This window comes from Microbacterium sp. P5_B6, from assembly GCF_056400345.1.
In genome coordinates, this window is record NZ_JBFULL010000002.1 from 648,399 (window position 1) to 665,549 (window position 17,151).

Sequence of the window (17,151 nt, forward strand, 5' to 3'; positions counted from 1 at the left end):
GAAGGCCCTCTCCCGACGCCCGGCACTCAACCGATTCACTCCGAACGAAAGACGTCGACACGTGGCGAACATCAAGTCGCAGATCAAGCGCAACAAGACCAACGAGAAGGCGCACGAGCGCAACAAGGCCGTCAAGAGCGAGCTGAAGACCGCCGTGCGTCGTACGCGCGAGGCCATCACCGCCGGCGACAAGGCCGCCGCTGAGAAGGCTCTCGGCACGGCGACCAAGAAGCTCGACAAGGCCGTGAGCAAGGGCATCATCCACCAGAACCAGGCGGCGAACCGCAAGTCGGCCATCGCCCAGCAGGTCGCCGCACTCTGAGCAGCGCTCCTCGCTGAACTCGGCGAAGCGTCCGAAGGCCCGTCCCCGCAAGGGGACGGGCCTTCGTCGTTGAGGTGACTTCTCGCGAAGCGGCGCGGCGCCGACGGCGTCTGCGCGACGCCGGGTCAGGGCGCGAAGGGCGCCCTGGTTGCGATGACGGTGACGAGGCGCTCGAGGGCGAAGACGGGATCACGGGATGCGCCCTTGACCTCGGCATCCGCCCGCGCGGCGGCCTGGATGGCCATCCCGAGGGTGGATTCCGACCATCCTGTGAGGTCGCGCCGGGCACGATCGACCTGCCAGTCCTTCAACCCGAGGCGCGCGGCGAGCGCCCCGGAGGATTCGCGGTTGCCGGCCACCCGGGCCATGGTGCGCAGCTTCGAGGCGATGGCGGCGACGAGCGGCACCGGGTCGGCGCCGGAAGCGAGAGCATGGCGCAGCGAGATCAGCGCCTCACCGTAACGCCCTGCGATCGCGGTGTCGGCGACCGTGAAGGCCGACGTCTCGACTCGGCCGCCGTAGTAGCGCTCGACGATCTGCTCGGTGATGTCGGCGGGCACGTCCGCGATCAGCTGCTGGCATGCCGCCGCCAGCTCGGTGAGGTCGTCGGCGAATGCGGAGACGAGCGCACGGAGCGCGACGGGAGCGATGCGCTTCTTCGCGGTCTGGAACTCGCCCGCTGCGAAGTCGAAGCGATCACCGTCGCGCTTGATCGCGGCGCAGGGAATCTCGACTCCTCGGCCTTCGCCCGACCGGATCGCATCGAGGAGCTTCTTGCCGCGCACCGTCGCGCCGGTGTGCCGGAGGATGACGGTGGCCCCCTCCTGCGGGGCTGCCAGATACGAGAGCGCCTCGGCGAGAAACGCGTCCGAGCACTTCTCCACCCCCGAGACGCGCACGAGTCGCGGCTCGCCGAAGAGCGAGGGCGAGGTGACGGCCAGCAGGGTGCCCTGCGTGTAGTCGTCCGCCCGGACATCGGAGACCTCGAGGCTCGGGTCCTCGGCGCGGAGGTATTCGCGAAGGGAGGAGCTCGCCCGTTCGGCGCAGACCTCTTCAGGACCCGAGATGAGCACGATGGGCGCCGGCTGGGGATCTCGCCAGGAGAGCTGCGGGATGGCGGTCCGCGGCTTCGCAGGAGCGGAGCGTCGCGGAGTCGGTGCCATGACTCAAGCCTAGCCAGAGGGCCCGACGTCGGAGGTCCGCTCGCGCCACACCTCCACCCCGTCGGGGCTCGACCAGACCGCGAGGATCCCCTGAGTGTCTGTGCGTGCGATGACCGCCCCGACCTCCTCCAGGACGTCGAGGGTGTCCTGGCGGGGATGGCCGTAGTCGTTGCCCCAGCCGACGGTGATGAGCGCGAGCGACGGAGCAGCCAGACGGTAGAGGCGCGGCTCCTGGTCGGCGCTGCCGTGATGGGCGACCTTCACCACGTCGTATGGCGGATCGAGGAGACCGGCCGCCTCGATCGCGCGCTGGGGCGACGCCGAGAGGTCTGCGAGGAACAGGGATGTCGGCACTCCCCCGCCGCGGATGTCGACGATGACACCGGCGTCATTGCCAGGCGGGTACCCGCGGTTGTCGGCGCGCGGCCAGAGCACCCGGTACGCCGCATCCCCGAGAGCGCCCCGCTGCCCGGTACGCGCGTCGACGAGCTCCGCGCCGCCCGTCGCCAGCTGCGCGAGGACGCGCTCGTGCGCCGCCGATCCGGGAGGGCCGTGGAGCACGCGGTCGATCTTGCCCAGCACGGCGCCGACGCCCGCCGCGTGGTCCGCATCGAAGTGGGTCAGGATGAGGAGGTCGAGGTGGGCGATGCCGGCCCGAGTGAGGCACGCCGTGAGTGCATCCGGGTCGGGACCCGTGTCGATGAGCGCGACATGGCCTGCCGAGCGGACGAGGAGAGCGTCGCCCTGCCCGACGTCGCACGCGAGGATCGCCCACTCCGGCGGCAGCGTGAGCGGACCGGCCAGGCCCGTGAGTGCGATGCCGCCCGCCGAGGCGCCGACGACCAGGGCGGCAAAAGCCCCGGCGATCCGACGCACGCGCAGGGCGTCCGGCGCCCGCGCAGCCACCAGCACCCCGGCCGCGAGGCCGAACAGCGCCAGCAGGGCGACCCCCCACCATCCTTCGAGCCACGGCAACTGCCCGCCCGGGAGCCCGGCGAACGTGGCGGCGGTGCCGGCGATCCAGGCGGCCGGGAGCCAGGCGAGCGCGGCGAGCCCCGACTGCAGCAGCGGGAAGGGCAGCGCGAGGCAGGAGGCGAGCCCCACCACGGTGGCAATGGGTGCGGCCGGAGCGGCGAGCAGGTTCGCGATCACGCCGTAGACCGGCACCGCCGGGGCGATGAGGACGAGCAGCGGTCCGCAGGCGAGCTGGGCCGCGAGCGGCACAGCCAGTCCGAGCGCCAGTGCGCGCGGCATCCACCGTTCGAGGCCCGCCGCCAGCGGCCGGGCGGCCAGCAGCAGCGATGCCGTCGCGACGGTCGACAGCGCGAACCCGAGTGAGGTGGCAAGCCACGGATCGAAGGCGAGCAGCAGCGTCACCGCGAGACAGAGCACGGCGACGCCGATCGCGGGTCGCCCGAGCGCGACGGCGAGCATCGCCACCCCCGCCATCGCCGCAGCGCGCGACACGCTCGGCTCGGGCGTGACGAGGACCACGAACCCGGTCAGCGCCGCCACCCCCGCCGCGACGCGCGTCCCTCGCCGCGCGCCGAGCAGTGCGGCGCCTGCGAACGCGAGGCCCACGACGAGGGCGCAGTTGGCACCCGAGACGGCCGTCAGATGCGACAGCGAGGATGCCTTCATCGCGGCGTCGAGCTCTCCGTCGACACCGCTCGTGTCGCCCACTGCGAGCCCGGGCACGAGGCCTCCGCCGGGGTCGGGCAATCCGAGCGTGGCCGCCACGAGACCGCGGCGCAGGGCGCCCGCCCACGCGGCGGGGCCGGACGGGGGGTCGAGCACGCGCACCCCTCCGGACCCGGTCAGGAGGACGACCGACCGCGCTCCCGCATCCGTCCCGCGCGCGGTCCCGGTCACCGTCACGAGCGAGCCGACGTCGAGGAGGTCGAGCCGGTCCACGTCGTCGGGCATGACACGCACGGAGAGCGGCAGCTCCACCCCTCGGCGCCGCGCCCCCGTTGCGATCTCGGACGCGACGGCGTCGAACGCGAGCTGTCCCGTGGCGGCACGGCGCTCGACCTTGCCCACGACCCGCGCCGTCACCTCCAGCGCCCGTCCGTGGTCGACCGCGAGCGTCGACAGGGCCGTCCGCGCGGGCTGTGCGAGGGCGACGTGGGAGCAGACCACAGCGGCCGCCGCTCCCCCCAGGACGACGAGCACGACCCAGGGTCGTGGGCGGCGGATGAGCGTCACGATCGCTGCGAGGGTCAGTGTCCACGCCGCCAGCGCCAGCGGGGCCGAGAGCGAAGGCATCACGGTGGCAAGTGCCGCCACAGCCCAGGCGACTGCGGCGACCGGCACGAGCCGGAATCGATGCGCTCGCCGCAGTCGCACCTCAGACCGTCACCTGGTCGCGCAGCGACTCGAGCATCTTGTCGCCGATCCCCGGTACGGCGAGGAGATCCTCGACACTCGTGAAGCCGCCGTTGTCGTCGCGCCAGGCGATGATGCGCTCCGCCATCGCCGGGCCGATGCGCGGCAGCGTGTCGAGAGCCGCGGCGTCCGCCGTGTTCAGGTTCACCCGCCCATCACCGGCGGCCCCGCCTGTGCTCGCCGGCGGTGCGGCACCCACCAGAGGCACGGCGAGCTGCTCGCCGTCGCTCAGGGGTCGGGCGAGGTTGACGCCGCCGCGCTCGGCGTCAGCGGCGAACCCGCCTGCGGCGGCGATCGCGTCGACGACCCGGGCGCCGCCGTGGAGGACGTACAGCCCGGGGGCAGCGACGCCTCCCGACACATGGACATACACGGATGCCGGGGTCGCGGCATCCGTCCCCTCGCGGTGAGCCGTCGGCACGGCCTCGACCGGAGTCACCGAGCTGCGCACGATGCCGATGCCGACCGTCACGGCGAGCGCTGCGAGCATGATGACGATCGCGGCACCGAGTCCGAGCCGCCGCCGACCGCCCGCCGAGCCATGCGCGGGATCGTCGGCCGATGTCACAGGGACGAAACTACGGATACCCGCTCAGGCGGAGCGCGGCGGGGCCCCATCCGTGGAGGAGCGTACTTCCGCCGCCCAGTGGGGAGGAGAGTCAGCGCGTGCTGAAGCTGACGACCTTCGGAGGACGCACGATCGCCCGCACGATCTCGCGCTCGCCGAGCGACCGCTGCACCCGCTCGTCGCCCCGCGCCAACGCCTCGAGCTGAGCCGCGTCGATCCGGGCCGAGACATCGAGGGTCGCGCGCACCTTGCCGTCGATCTGCACGACGGCCTTCACGGTGTCCTCGACGAGGAGCATCGGGTCGGCCTGACGCCAGGGCACAAGCCCGACGAAGGGCTCGTAGCCGAGCACTTCCCACATCTCCTCGGCCGTGTGCGGGGCGAACAGGTCGAGCACCATGGCGATCGCCTCTGCGGCCTCGCGCACAGCGGGGTCGCCCGCTCCGACCGGGGAGTCGATCGTCTTGCGGGTCGCGTTGACGAGCTCCATCAGTCGCGCGACGACCACGTTGAATTTGGTCTGCTCGACGAGTCCCGGCGCATCGGCGAGGAGCTTGTGCGTCACGCGGCGAAGCGCGGTATCGCCCGTTGCCCAGATGACCTCGGGGCCGCTGGTGACGTCGTGCGCGATCCGCAGCGCCCGGGCGAGGAACTTGGTGGCGCCCGTGGTCGACACGTCGTCCCAGTCCTTGTCGTCCTCCACCGGGCCGGCGAAGGCGAGCGCCACCCGGAGCGCGTCCGCGCCGTGGGCGTCCAGCTCCTCCTGGAAGAGGACGAGGTTGCCCTTGCTCTTCGACATCTTGGTGCCGCCGAGGATCACCATGCCCTGGTTGATCAGGCTCGAGAACGGCTCGGTGAACTCCAGGTGCCCCATGTCGAAGAGAGCCTTCGTGATGAAACGGGCGTACAGCAGATGGAGGATGGCGTGCTCGACGCCGCCGATGTAGAAGTCGACGGGGCCCCACTTGTCGGCCTCACGCGAGGAGAACGCCTTGGTCGCGTCGCCGGGCGACAGGTACCGGAGGAAGTACCAGGAGCTGTCGACGAAGGTGTCCATCGTGTCGGGGTCGCGGCGTGCCGGCGCACCCGTTTCGGGGTCGCTCGTCGTGACCCACTGCTCCGCCCCGCCGAGCGGCGAGGTGCCCTTGGGAACGAGGTCGAGCCCCTGCACCGACGGCAGCGTGACAGGAAGCTGATCGTCGGGGACGGGGACGATCCGCCCGTCCTCCGTGTGGATCATGGGGATGGGCGTGCCCCAGTAGCGCTGGCGCGAGATGAGCCAGTCGCGCAGCCGGAAGGACTTCGCCGCGCGGCCGGTGCCGGCCGCCTGGAGGACATCGATCATCCGGGCGATCGCGTTCCGCTTGGACAGGCCGTCCAGCGACCCGGAGTTCACCATCCGGCCCTCGCCGGTCAGCGCGATTCCCGTCTTGGCCGGGTCGATCGAGTCGAGGCCGAGGATGTCGGCACCGGGGTCGATCGGGACGCCGTGCTCGTCGAGCTCGATGATCGGGATGGCACCCGTGAGCGGCGCGGTCGTGTCGACCACGACCTTGACGGGGAGGTCGAACGCACGGGCGAAGTCCAGGTCGCGCTGGTCATGCGCGGGAACCGCCATGACGGCGCCGTGCCCGTAATCGGCCAGGACGTAGTCGGCCGCCCAGATCGGCAGTCGCTCGCCGTTGACCGGATTGATCGCATACCGCTCGAGGAAGACACCGGTCTTCGGGCGGTCGGTGCTCTGTCGCTCGATGTCGGTTTCGCGCTGAACGCCGGCGAGGTACGTCCGGAAGCGCTCGCGCACCTCCGGAGACGCGTCGGCGGCGAGCTCGGCCGCCAGATCGGACTCGGGTGCCAGCACGAAGAAGGTCGCGCCGTGCAGCGTGTCGGGGCGCGTGGAGAACACCGTGACGCGTCCCTCGCGTCCCTCGATCTCGAAGTCGATGTCGGCGCCCACCGAGCGGCCGATCCAGTTGCGCTGCATCTGGATGACCTTCTGCGGCCAGAAGCCCTCGAGCTGGTTCAGGTCGTCGAGCAGCCGGTCGGCGTAATCGGTGATCCGGAAGTACCACTGGGTGAGCTTCTTCTTGACGACCTCGGCGCCGCAGCGCTCGCAGTGCCCGTCGACGACCTGCTCGTTCGCGAGCACCGTCTGGTCGTTGGGGCACCAGTTGACGGGGCTCTCCTTGCGGTACGCCAGGCCGCGCTCGTAGAGCCGCTGGAAGAGCCACTGGTTCCAGCGGTAGTACTCGGGGTCGCTCGTGTGCAGCACCCGCGACCAGTCGAACGAGACCCCGTAGTCCTTCAGGCTGTCTCGCTGCTGGGCGATGTTCTCGTACGTCCACTTGACCGGGTCGGCGCCGCGCTTGATGGCGGCGTTCTCGGCGGGAAGGCCGAACGAGTCCCAGCCGATGGGGTTCAGCACGTTGTACCCGCGGTGGCGCCAGAAGCGCGCCACGATGTCCGAGTAGAGGTAGTTCTCGGCGTGGCCCATGTGCAGGTCGCCTGACGGGTACGGGAACATCGCCAGGACGTATTTGCGCGGCCGCTTGTCGTCGTCCCCGCCGGCACGGAACGGGTCGGCCTCCGCCCAGCGCGCCTGCCACTTCGCCTGGACGGCGTGCGCGTCGTGCCCGACGCCCTCGGCTGCGGGCAGGGATGGGGAGCTCTGTGACACGTGCGAGAACCAATCGTGCGATGCGGGGATGGCGCGTGAAACGCGCGCTCCAGGTTACCGGAAGGGCGTGCGAGCGGGCTGGACGGTCGTCACCAGCCGGCGGGGAGCTCGGCGCCGATGGCCGCGAGAGGTCCGCGCGCCTTGACCCCGACCTCTGCAACCTCGGCCGCAGCATCCGACTTCCAGGTGATCCCCCCGCCGGCCCCGACGTACGCACCCCGGTCGTGCACGACGATCGACCGGATGACCATGGCAAGGTCGAGCGACCCGTCGTCGCCCACCCAGCCGAAGCATCCGGCGAAGATCCCGCGCGGTCCGTCTTCCAGGCCGTGCAGGATCGTCATGGCCGAGAGCTTGGGGGCGCCGGTCATGCTTCCGGCAGGGAACGCCGCGTCGAGCAGATCGCCGACGGTCGTCCCCTCGCACAGCCGGCCCGACACGGTGCTCACCAGCTGATGGACGGCCGGGTAGCTCTCCACCGCGAACAGCCGGTCGACCGCCACGCTCTCGGGTTCGCAGACGCGCGAGAGATCGTTGCGCATCAGGTCGACGATCATGACGTTCTCCGCGCGCTCCTTCTCGCTCGCGGCCAGTTCCTCCGCCAGCGCCGCATCCGAGGCAGGATCGGCCCCTCGCGGTCGCGTGCCTTTGATCGGATGTGTTCTCACCACACCGTCCTCGACCTCGAGGAAGAGCTCGGGGCTCGCGCTCAGGAGGGCCGCGGGACCCGACCGGATCATCCCCCCATGGTGGGCGGGAGTGCGGGCGCGAAGCCGCAGGTAGGCCTCGAGGGGATCGACGGATGCCTCGACCTCGAACCTGGTCGTGAGACAGAGCTGATACGCGTCGCCCTCCCGGATCGCGTCGCGGCACCGCTCGATGAGCCGCGCGTACTGGTCGGGCACGTGGCGTGGCGTCACCGTGACCGGCGCGCGCTCCTCTGGGGTGCGCGGGCGCGGCTGCGACGCCGCAACCTCGCTCGCGAGTCTCGCCGCCTCCCGGTCGTCGGGCGCGAGCACCCAGACCCGCCTCGCGGCGTGGTCGAAGGCGACGAAGCTCTCGACACGCAGCCACAAGCGCTGCGGGATGTCCGTCTCCACCTCGGCGATGGGTGCTCCCGCGCGGGCAGCGGCGTCCTCGTAGTCGAGCCAGCCCACCCAGCCCCCCGGGAACCGTCCGGCTTCGCGGTGGGCGGCGGCGGAGCCGGTGACCGCGACCGCCCGCACGGCAGTCTCATCGCGCTCGACGACGCCTGCTCCGATCCAGCTCCAGCCGGTCGTCGCGCGGGGTCCGGCATCCAGCCAGAAAGAGCGCTCCAGACGGGCGAATCGCGCGAGATAGACCGTCTCGGGGTCGATCCAATCCGACAGGGCCACAGCGGCGAGCGGATCGGACATTCTCCCAGGCTAGAGCCGCCGCCTCACCCGTAGGCTCATGGCGTGAACGAGTTCCTCTCGTGGCTGCTCGATGCCGTGCAGAGCGTCGATCCGGTCGTCCGGACGATCGCGGCCGGTGTCGCGGTGATGCTGGAGACGAGCGTTCTCATCGGGCTCGTCGTTCCAGGCGACACCGTGGTGATCGTGGCCGGCACAGCCGTCGCCTCCCCCGCCGAGGGCATCTTCCTCGGCCTCGCGATCGTGATCGGAGCCCTGATCGGCGAGAGTATCGGCTTCTGGCTGGGCCGGTTCCTCGGCCCCAGGATCCAGGCATCGCGTCTGGGCAAGCGGCTCGGGGACGACAAGTGGGAGCGCTCCGAGCGGTATCTGCGCCGACGCGGTGGCCCCGCCATCTTCATCTCGCGCTTCCTGCCGGTGCTCCACTCGCTCGTGCCCCTCACCGTGGGCATGAGCGGCTACTCCTACCGACGGTTCCTCGCCTGGACCACTCCGGCGTGCATCCTGTGGGCGACGCTCTACATCTCGGTGTCGGCCGCGGCGGCCGGGACGTATCGCGAGCTCGCCGATCAGCTGCACTACGCGGGCTACATCTTCGTGGCCGTGATCGCGCTCTTCATCGTCCTGGTGTTCGTCGGCAAGAAGGTCCTCGAGAAGGTCGAGCACCGGCACCTGCACGGAGAGGACGGGATCGAGCAGCACGAAGTGGGCCCGGATGTCCAGCCGACACGGCATATTCAAGACGACGTGGAAGACTGAGCGGATGCCCGCGAACCGTTCCGCCCGCGCCAAAGTGCTGTGGCTCGCGCGTCTGGAGTACCGGTTCCATTCGTGGCGAGAGCGCCGCGCACGCGCCAGGCGCCAGAAGCCCACCGTCACTCCGTTCCCCGGCTACGGGGGCGTCGACTGGGTGCGCGTGCTCGGCCGCGTGCTCATCGTCCCTCCGGTGAAGCCCATCGGAACCGGGGAGTACGCCTCGGTGCGCGGCTGGCGCAGCTTCGCGTCCGTGCCGGTCGGCTTCGCCCAGGTCACCGTGACGATCGCCGGCGTGAGCCACGAGGTGGTCGCCGATCGGGGTGGCGTCATCGACAGCGTCATACCAGCGCAGCTGGAGCCGGGCTGGCAGACGCTCGAGATGTCGGTCGAGGGCGGCGAGCCGGTCGAGACCCGCGTCTTCGTGGTGGGACCGGAGGTGCGGTTCGGCGTCGTCTCTGATGTGGACGACACGGTCATGGTCACCGCACTCCCCCGCCCCCTCATCGCGGCGTGGAACTCGTTCGTCGTCGACGAGCACGCGCGGCAGCCCGTCGCCGGCATGGCCGTTCTTCTCGAGCGGATCGCGCGAGAGAACCCAGGGTCACCGGTCGTCTATCTGTCGACGGGCGCGTGGAACGTCGCCCCGACGCTCATCCGCTTCCTGACCCGCCATCTGTTCCCCTCGGGATCGATCCTCCTGACCGACTGGGGCCCGACGCACGACCGGTGGTTCCGCAGCGGCAAGGAGCACAAGCTCTCGAACCTGCGACGCCTCGCCCGCGAGTTCCCCCAGATCAAGTGGCTCCTCGTCGGCGACGACGGCCAGCACGACGACGAGATCTACACGCGGTTCACCGCTGAGCACCCCGACAACGTGGTCTGCGTGGCCATCCGCCGGCTGTCCCCGGCCGAGGCTGTGCTCGCCGGTGGGCGCACGGTGGTCGACGATCACTCCGAGGTGGCCGTGCCGTGGGTGACCGAGTCCGACGGCGCGGGTCTGCTCGAGCGGCTCGAGGGCGTCGGCGTCCTCGGACGCTGATCGACCCGCAGCAGCGTCGGAACCCGCGCGTAGGCTCGGCGGCATGTGCGGAAGATTCGTCGTGGCGAACGTCGGCTCCGAGCTCGTCGGAGTCCTCCGGGTCGATGTCGAGAGCGACGATCTGCCCGAACCCTCCTACAACATCGCACCGACCGCGCGCGTCGCGATCGTCCTCGATTCAGCGAAGACCGAGCCCCCGACGCGGCGGCTGGAGGTCGCCCGCTGGGGTCTGGTGCCCTCCTGGGCGAAGGACGTGTCGATCGGAGCGCGCGCCTTCAACGCGCGGGCTGAGGAGCTCGAAGACAAGCCCATGTTCCGCAAAGCGCTCGAGAAGCGGCGCGCGATCGTCCCGGCATCCGGCTACTACGAATGGAAGAAGGTCGGCGACGAGAAGATCCCCCACTACATCCACCCCGCCGACGGCTCGCCGCTCTTCTTCGCAGGGTTGTACGAGTGGTGGAAGGATGCCGCGAAGCCTGACGATGATCCGGCCCGCTGGGTGCTGAGCTTCACCATTCTCACGCGCGATTCGATCGGCAACCTGGGGTCGATCCACGACCGGATGCCGTTGTTCCTCGACGCCGATCATGCCGATGCGTGGCTCGACCCGAGCACCGACAACGTCGGGGATGTTCTGGATGCCGCCATCGACGCCGCACCCGCGATCGCCGACGCGCTCGACAACCACGTCGTCGGCAAGGCGGTCGGCAATGTCCGCAACAACTCTCCTGAGCTCATCGAGCCCGCCGCCTGAGACTCCGCGGGTGCGAGTGACGCCGCTTTCGACAGACACTCAGAACAGCGCGCCTATCCTCGAACAGTGACCGTGCTGTCGGCTGAACGCCTCGCCCCCGCCGAGTGGCGCGCGCGCGAGGCTGCCCATGCCGCGCGGGCGGATGCGCTCACGGCAGCGCACCGCGCGCGGTCGGGGCGCGGGGAGAAGCATCCGGTCGAGGACTTCCTCTTCACGTACTACTCGTACAAGCCGTCTGTCCTGCGTCGCTGGCACCCGGGTGCCGGTGTGGAGCTCGCCGACGCGGACGACTCGCCGCGCGCGGCGTGGCGGTGGTACGGACCGGGAGCCGAGCCACGGTCGCTCGTGGTGGATGCTGGGAGGTTCCGCGGCGAGAAGGCGCTTCTCGTCACGGGGGTCGAGAGGATCCTGCGGTCGACGAGCGGCCGCGCGGGTTCGTTCGGCTGCTTCGGACTGCACGAGTGGGCCATGGTGTACCGCCAGGACGAACATCGCCATTCCGCTCCCCTGCGGCTCGGGCAGGCGGCGACGGACGAGGTCGTGGAGGCGCATGAACTGCGGTGCACGCACTTCGACGCCTTCCGGTTCTTCACGCCCGAGGCCGTTCCGCGCAATCGCGAGGCGCCGACCCGAGATCTGCAGCCGACGCTGGAGCAGCCGGGCTGCCTGCACGCGGGCATGGACGTCTACAAGTGGGCGGTCAAGCTCGGGCCGCTGGTGCCGGGCGACCTGCTCCTCGATTCATTCGAGCTCGCGCGAGAGATCCGGGTGCTTGACATGCAGGCGTCGCCCTACGACCTGGCCGACCACGGCTATGAGCCGGTTCGCATCGAGACTCCCGAGGGCAAGGCCGAGTACGTGCGCAGGCAGCGCGAGTTCACCGACAGGTCGAACGCCCTGCGCGCACGGCTCCTCGCCGTGCTCGGCGCCTGCTGAGCGCCGGTCACCCCAGGGGGGCGCACCCTTCGCACGCCACAAGACCGCGACCGGATTCCGCGAGCCCGAGCCGCAGGGCCGTGACGCGCATGGCCGCATCGTCGAGCCGCGCCGCAGGCACCTGGCCCGATTCGACAGCGGTCACGATGCCGTCGACGATCCGCGGGGCGGTGTCCGGCGTCGAGGAGACCACCGTCAGCAGCAGGTCGTTCCCCGCTCCGAGCGCGCGCACCGCGTTGGCCACCGGGTCCTGGTACTCCGGGATCCCGGAGGCCTGCAGCATCCCGAGGTCGTCCGTCACGATGACGCCGCCGAAGCCGAGCTCCTCGCGCGCGATGCGGTGCCACTCGGGCGACAGCGTCGCGGGAGCCGGGTCGACCGAGGTGTAGGCGAGGTGTCCGAACATAAGAAGCTGCGCGCCGGCTGCGATGCCGGCGTCGAACGGCAGCGCGTCCGATGCCGCCCACTCCGCCTTCGACTCCGCCGACGATGGGATGCCGGAGTGCGAGTCCCCCGGTGCCGCGCCGTGGCCGGGGAAGTGCTTGAGCGTCGTGTAGACCTGCCCGCTCTCGGCCGTCACAGCGGCTCCGACCCGCTCGGCGGCGGCGGTCGGAGTCGTGCCGAGCGCCCGTCGGTAGATGAACATGCCCGGGTCGTCGGTCACATCGCCCACGACGCCGAAGTTGACGCCGATCCCGTCGCGCTTCACGACGCCTCCCCGACCCGCGAAGGCGTCGGTCGTCGCCGCGACGGGTTGGTCCTTCAGCGTGAGCGCGGAGGCGAACGTGTCCCACGGCAGCCGCGAGACGTCCCCGCCTTCCTGGTCGACGGCGATGAGCGGGGGAAGCGCCGGATCGATCGTCAGCGCCTGCGTCACAGCCTGCGTGCCGGCCTCGTCGCCCGGGATGTTGGCACCCATGAGGATGAAGCCGGCGATGCCCGTCTGCTGCATGTACCCGCGCACGGCTGCCGCATCGGTCGTCGGGACATGACCCATGACGACGGCCGCCGCCTTCTCGCGCAGCGTCATGGCCGAGACGGATGCCGCGGCTCGAGCCTCGAGCTCATCCTGGGGCTCAGGCGTCGGGGTCGGCGTCGGGCTCTGGGTGGGCGCGGGGCGGTGGGTGGGCGCCGTCGTGTCGGAGGAGGGTGCCGGAGTGCACGCGGTCACCATCGCGGCGAGCGCCAGACCCGCGCCGAGGGCGAGGATCCGACGCGCCGTGCACATCATTCGACCCTACGTCCGGATGCTGGACGGGAGCCGACCGCGGCTCAACTGGCGCCCAACCCGTGGTGCGGTAACCGTTGCCGGTGGGCCGTCGCACCGGAGTGCGCCGTGGCGTGCGATCAGGCCCGCTCGGTCTCCTGGGGCAGCGCGAGCCGGAACTGCTCCTCCGTGGTGAGCGGGGCGTGGGTCACCAGGTCGTGCATGAAGCCCAGCTTCCGCCTGACCGGCGGTGCGATCTGGAACGGGTACAGGTCACCGAAGCCCATGGCGCGGTTGATGCGGTTGAAGGCCTCGGACATCCAGTCCCAATCCGACAGGAGCAGCGCGACCGACTCGTCGCGGTAGGAGCCCCGCGGAATGACGTCGGTGTCCCGCAGGCTGGTGGCCGAGGCATCCAGGGTGATGCCGATGGCCGCGGCCGTCTGCAGGGTGCCGGTGATGTGCAGGTAGTGGGCGAACGTCTCGGCGAAGTCCTCCCACGGATGCATCGTCGCGTACTCCGAGATGAAGGACTCATGCCACTTCTCGGGCGCGCCCAGCTTGTAGTGGCGCTTGATGGCGTCCCGGTAGCTGGCGCGCTCGTCGCCGAAGATGTCGCGGCACGTCGCCCAGTCCTGATCGTTGGTCAGCAGCACGTTCTGGTAGTAGTGACCCGTCTCGTGACGGAGGTGGCCGAGCATCGTGCGGTAGGGCTCGCCCAGCTTGATCCGAAGCGCCTCGCGACGGTCATCGAGGCTCTCGGCGAGGTCGATCGTCACGATGCCGTTCGCGTGGCCGATCATGACGGGCCGTCCGAGCGAGATGCTCGAGAGCAGGTCGAACCCGAGGCCGCCGGGAGTGACATCCCACGGCACGATCGGCAGCCCGAGGTCGCCGAGCTGCAGCACCAGGCGACGCTTGGCCTCCTCGGTCTTGGCGAGCTTCGACAGCGCGACGGTGTCATCGGCATCCGGACGGTTCCGCGTCAGCCGGCACGAGAAGCAGCGGCCGGCGGGGGCGTCCTCCCACACCAGCCAGTTGCACTCCCAGCCTCGATTGGAGCACGTGTACCAGACCTGGTCGTCGATGACAGCGCGGCCCTTGCGGAGGGAGTAGAACTCTCGAGTGAGCACCTGGTAGCCGAGCTCGGCATCGCATTCAGGGCACACCAGTGTGTCGAGATAGATGAAGTGCCTGCAGACAGGACACCGGGGTTGCTGGATCACTCGTTCACCGTAACCCCGCCAGCACCGGCCGGGCCTGCGCGTCGCCGCGCTCTCAGCCTCGCGGGACGAGGGAGAGGCGCAGGAGGATGTCGTCGGCCGTCCTCGGCGCGCCGCGGCCGTCCGTGTTGCTCGTGAGCACCCAGAGTGAACCGTCAGGGGCCGCAGCGGCATCCCTCAGCCGTCCCTGCTCCCCCGACAGGACCGCGACCGGGTCCCCCACGATCCCGCCACCGCTCGTGTCGACGGTCCACAGCCGCTCGCCTCGGAGGCCCGCGATGAAGACCGTGTCGCCGACGGCCGCGATTCCGCTGGGGCTCGCCTCGTCCGTCGCCCACGTGGCCACAGGATCGGCGAACCCGGCTGCACCCGCCAGGCCCTCGTGGATCGGCCAGCCGTAGTTCGCTCCCGGCTCGATCCTGTTCAGCTCGTCGAAGGTGTCCTGGCCGAACTCGCTCGCCCACATCGTGCCGTCGCTGGTCCATGCGAGACCCTGCACATTCCGGTGGCCGAGCGTGTAGACCGCCGTCCCGAAGGGATTGCCCGGCGCCGGTTCACCCTCCGGCGTCAACCTCAGGATCTTTCCGTTGACGGATGCCGGATCCTGCGCCGACGGACGGTTCTGTGCGTCGCCGGTGGTCACGTAGAGATAGCCGTCGGGGCCGAACGCGAGCCGACCGCCGTCATGCGTGGAGGCCCGGGCGATCCCGGCGAAGATCACTTCGGCCTCTCCGAGGCGGAATCCTCCCGGCTCGCCGAGGAGCGGCATCCGGACCACCCGGTTGTCGCTGGATGCACCGTGGTAGGCGTACAGCCACCGGTCCTCTCCGCTCTCCCAGAGGGCGATGCCGTGGAGTCCGGACTCGCCGCCCGAGACCACGTCCGGCACGACACCGACAACGCGAAGCTCGCCATCCGCGGCGAGCTCGAGAACGGCGCCGTCATCGCGCTGACTGATGAGCGCTCTCCCGCCCTCGAGCGGAATCACCGACCACGGAGCGCGCAGTCCGGAGGCGAGGGTCGCGGGGGCACCCTCGACGCGCCAGAAGCCGTGCACCGCGTCAGTGGCCGGCGAGGCAGGGGTCGCCTCAGGAGTGGCGGACGGCGGGATGCTGTCGCTCGGCGCTCCCGCCGTGCACGAGGGCGTCGCGAGCAGGGCCGCCGCTACGGTCGCGGCAGTGATCGCGGCGCGCACCCGGTTCATGCCGCTGCGGCAGCCGCCTCTATCGCGCCGATGTCGATCTTCTTCATCTCGAGCATCGCCTGCACGGCACGGTGCGAACGGTCGGGGTCGGGATCGCGGATGAGTTCGATGAGCCGATCCGGGATGATCTGCCATGACAGCCCCCAACGATCTTTGAGCCAGCCGCACGGCTGCTCCTGGCCTCCGGGGGCGAGGGCGTCCCAGTAGCGGTCGACCTCGGACTGTCCGGCGCACGAGACATAGAGCGAGATCGCCTCGGTGAACGGGAACTGCGGCCCGGCATCCATCGCGTGGTAGTCGCGCCCGCTCAGCCGGAAATGCGCGTGCATGACCTTGCCGCCCATGCCGGGAACGCCGTCGGGATAGTGGGACATCGACACCAGTTCGGAGTCGGGAATCAGACCCGTGTAGAAGGTGATCGCCGATTCGGCATCGTTGTCGAACCAGAGGAAGGGGATCACGTCGGTCATGGGCACAGACTCTCCCAGGCCACAGACACTCGCAAGAGGCTTGCGGAAAGCGGAGGACGCCGTTCGTGGGCATTCCGGCGTCAACCCTCGGCATCCGTCTCCCGGTGTCTCGGTTAGCATTCGGGCATGACGAACCCGGCTCCCATCGACGACGTCCCGATCGGCGGCGACGGCATCCGCCTCGGGCAGTTCCTGAAGCTGGCCGGGCTCCTCGACTCGGGTGGCGAGGTCAAGATGGCGATCGTGGACGGCTCTGTCACAGTGAACGGCGAGGTCGATCGCCGCCGGGGACGTCAGCTCGAACTGGGCGACATCGTGGGCTTCGAGGGACGCCGGCTCCGCGTCTGCCGCTGACGCTTGCCGCCGCGAACGACTGCGGTCCGCGACGTGCGGTGGCATGATGGCCGGAGCACCGTCCTCAGCCCGATCGCCGGGGGCGATTCGCAGCCGATGTGCTCGTCCACTCGGTCGAGTCATCCCGAAGGAAAGGTGAGCCATGGCACTTCTCGGTCGTAGAGGTCAGGAGCGGCGCGAAGAACGGCGTGGGGGCGGCGGCGACGTCGAGGTCTTCCAGATGCGCGAGAAGCTCGTCTCGTTCGGGGACGACTTCTGGATCGAGACGAACACGGGTCGACGCGCGTTCAAGGTGGACGGAAAGGTCGCCCGCATTCGGGACACGCTCGTCATCCGCGACGTTTCCGGCGCGGAGGTCGCCAAGATCCAGGAGCGCAAGGTCGCCATCAGAGACACGATGTCGATCGAGCGTCCCGGACGGCCGGACGCCACCATCAAGAAGGCGCTCATCAACCCGCTGCGCGAGCGTTTCACGCTTCAGGCCGACGACATCGGTGAGATCGACATCCAGGGCAACATCGTCGACCACGAGTACACCTTCGAGAGCGGCGGCTCGAAGGTCGCCGAGGTGTCCAAACGATGGCTGCGCCTTCGCGACACCTACGGAGTCGAGATCGCCTCAGGGCAGGACGTCGCACTGATCCTCGCGGCCACCGTGGCTCTCGACCAGATGTCGCGCTGACACCGGCCCCTCAG

At 70.2% G+C, this 17,151-nt stretch carries 16 protein-coding genes; 7 read left to right on the forward strand and 9 right to left on the reverse strand.

The annotated features are described in order from the left end of the window. Positions 1-61: 61 nt before the first annotated feature. Positions 62-322: a 30S ribosomal protein S20 gene (gene rpsT / locus AC1DP3_RS04760; protein ID WP_477291769.1), complete on the forward strand. Its 261-nt coding sequence runs from the start codon at positions 62-64 to the stop codon at positions 320-322. Between the two features lie 125 nt (positions 323-447). Here the strand turns inward: rpsT and holA are convergent, their stop codons facing one another. The 5 genes from holA to pabB form a co-directional block, all read right to left on the reverse strand. Continuing rightward, on the reverse strand, positions 448-1,485 hold the full coding sequence (gene holA / locus AC1DP3_RS04765; protein ID WP_477291771.1) for a DNA polymerase III subunit delta: 1,038 nt from the start codon (positions 1,483-1,485) through the stop codon (positions 448-450). Positions 1,486-1,494: 9 nt separating this feature from the next. Next, positions 1,495-3,801 carry a ComEC/Rec2 family competence protein gene (locus AC1DP3_RS04770; protein ID WP_477291773.1) on the reverse strand — a complete coding sequence of 769 codons (2,307 nt, stop codon included), beginning with the start codon at positions 3,799-3,801 and terminating at the stop codon, positions 1,495-1,497. Positions 3,802-3,835: 34 nt separating this feature from the next. After that, the gene (locus AC1DP3_RS04775; protein WP_477291891.1) at positions 3,836-4,363 is read right to left on the reverse strand and encodes a ComEA family DNA-binding protein; all 528 of its coding nucleotides are present in this window, start codon (positions 4,361-4,363) and stop codon (positions 3,836-3,838) included. A gap of 169 nt (positions 4,364-4,532) precedes the next feature. Continuing rightward, the gene (gene leuS / locus AC1DP3_RS04780; protein ID WP_477291775.1) at positions 4,533-7,118 is read right to left on the reverse strand and encodes a leucine--tRNA ligase; all 2,586 of its coding nucleotides are present in this window, start codon (positions 7,116-7,118) and stop codon (positions 4,533-4,535) included. Between the two features lie 89 nt (positions 7,119-7,207). Continuing rightward, entirely contained in the window at positions 7,208-8,515 is a 1,308-nt protein-coding gene (pabB, locus tag AC1DP3_RS04785) for an aminodeoxychorismate synthase component I (RefSeq protein WP_477291777.1), read from the reverse strand. 42 nt (positions 8,516-8,557) lie between these two features. On the opposite strand from pabB, the gene AC1DP3_RS04790 reads away from it, so the two are divergent. The 4 genes from AC1DP3_RS04790 (at position 8,558) to AC1DP3_RS04805 (ending at position 11,997) form a co-directional block, all read left to right on the forward strand. Then, entirely contained in the window at positions 8,558-9,271 is a 714-nt protein-coding gene (locus AC1DP3_RS04790) for a DedA family protein (protein ID WP_477291779.1), read from the forward strand. Positions 9,272-9,275: 4 nt separating this feature from the next. Further along, complete coding sequence (locus AC1DP3_RS04795; RefSeq protein ID WP_477291781.1) at positions 9,276-10,307, forward strand: App1 family protein; 1,032 nt, start codon at positions 9,276-9,278, stop codon at positions 10,305-10,307. 43 nt (positions 10,308-10,350) lie between these two features. Then, positions 10,351-11,061, forward strand: coding sequence for an SOS response-associated peptidase (locus AC1DP3_RS04800; protein WP_477291783.1), 711 nt, complete (start codon positions 10,351-10,353; stop codon positions 11,059-11,061). A 66-nt stretch (positions 11,062-11,127) separates the two neighbouring features. Then, positions 11,128-11,997 carry a 3-methyladenine DNA glycosylase gene (locus AC1DP3_RS04805; protein WP_477291785.1) on the forward strand — a complete coding sequence of 290 codons (870 nt, stop codon included), beginning with the start codon at positions 11,128-11,130 and terminating at the stop codon, positions 11,995-11,997. Positions 11,998-12,004: 7 nt separating this feature from the next. Here AC1DP3_RS04805 and AC1DP3_RS04810 read toward each other — a convergent pair whose 3' ends face one another. The 4 genes from AC1DP3_RS04810 to AC1DP3_RS04825 all read right to left on the reverse strand — a co-directional run bounded on the left by AC1DP3_RS04810 (position 12,005) and on the right by AC1DP3_RS04825 (position 16,101). Then, positions 12,005-13,225: a glycoside hydrolase family 3 N-terminal domain-containing protein gene (locus AC1DP3_RS04810; protein WP_477291787.1), complete on the reverse strand. Its 1,221-nt coding sequence runs from the start codon at positions 13,223-13,225 to the stop codon at positions 12,005-12,007. Between the two features lie 119 nt (positions 13,226-13,344). Then, positions 13,345-14,430 carry a zinc-binding metallopeptidase family protein gene (locus tag AC1DP3_RS04815; RefSeq protein WP_477291789.1) on the reverse strand — a complete coding sequence of 362 codons (1,086 nt, stop codon included), beginning with the start codon at positions 14,428-14,430 and terminating at the stop codon, positions 13,345-13,347. Positions 14,431-14,482: 52 nt separating this feature from the next. Beyond that, positions 14,483-15,631, reverse strand: a complete 1,149-nt coding sequence (locus AC1DP3_RS04820) for a PQQ-dependent sugar dehydrogenase (RefSeq protein WP_477291791.1) — start codon at positions 15,629-15,631, stop codon at positions 14,483-14,485. Continuing rightward, a complete protein-coding gene (locus tag AC1DP3_RS04825; protein WP_477291793.1) occupies positions 15,628-16,101 on the reverse strand; it encodes a VOC family protein in 474 nt (157 codons plus the stop codon). The genes AC1DP3_RS04820 and AC1DP3_RS04825 overlap by 4 nt, the downstream gene beginning before the upstream one ends. Before the next feature lie 126 nt (positions 16,102-16,227). Here AC1DP3_RS04825 and AC1DP3_RS04830 point away from each other — a divergent pair, with 126 nt between their 5' ends. Continuing rightward, the gene (locus AC1DP3_RS04830; protein WP_477291795.1) at positions 16,228-16,455 is read left to right on the forward strand and encodes an RNA-binding S4 domain-containing protein; all 228 of its coding nucleotides are present in this window, start codon (positions 16,228-16,230) and stop codon (positions 16,453-16,455) included. Positions 16,456-16,597: 142 nt separating this feature from the next. Next, complete coding sequence (locus AC1DP3_RS04835) at positions 16,598-17,137, forward strand: LURP-one-related/scramblase family protein (RefSeq protein ID WP_477291797.1); 540 nt, start codon at positions 16,598-16,600, stop codon at positions 17,135-17,137. Positions 17,138-17,151: the final 14 nt, after the last annotated feature.

Coding starts and splice junctions, on each gene's coding strand:
- holA (WP_477291771.1), bottom strand. CDS start 1,485: ATGGCACCGACTCCGCGACGCTCCGCTCCTGCGAAGCCGCGGACCGCC.
- AC1DP3_RS04775 (WP_477291891.1), bottom strand. CDS start 4,363: ATGCTCGCAGCGCTCGCCGTGACGGTCGGCATCGGCATCGTGCGCAGC.
- pabB (WP_477291777.1), bottom strand. CDS start 8,515: ATGTCCGATCCGCTCGCCGCTGTGGCCCTGTCGGATTGGATCGACCCC.
- AC1DP3_RS04795 (WP_477291781.1), top strand. CDS start 9,276: ATGCCCGCGAACCGTTCCGCCCGCGCCAAAGTGCTGTGGCTCGCGCGT.
- AC1DP3_RS04800 (WP_477291783.1), top strand. CDS start 10,351: ATGTGCGGAAGATTCGTCGTGGCGAACGTCGGCTCCGAGCTCGTCGGA.
- AC1DP3_RS04810 (WP_477291787.1), bottom strand. CDS start 13,225: ATGTGCACGGCGCGTCGGATCCTCGCCCTCGGCGCGGGTCTGGCGCTC.
- AC1DP3_RS04820 (WP_477291791.1), bottom strand. CDS start 15,631: ATGAACCGGGTGCGCGCCGCGATCACTGCCGCGACCGTAGCGGCGGCC.
- AC1DP3_RS04825 (WP_477291793.1), bottom strand. CDS start 16,101: ATGACCGACGTGATCCCCTTCCTCTGGTTCGACAACGATGCCGAATCG.
- AC1DP3_RS04830 (WP_477291795.1), top strand. CDS start 16,228: ATGACGAACCCGGCTCCCATCGACGACGTCCCGATCGGCGGCGACGGC.
- AC1DP3_RS04835 (WP_477291797.1), top strand. CDS start 16,598: ATGGCACTTCTCGGTCGTAGAGGTCAGGAGCGGCGCGAAGAACGGCGT.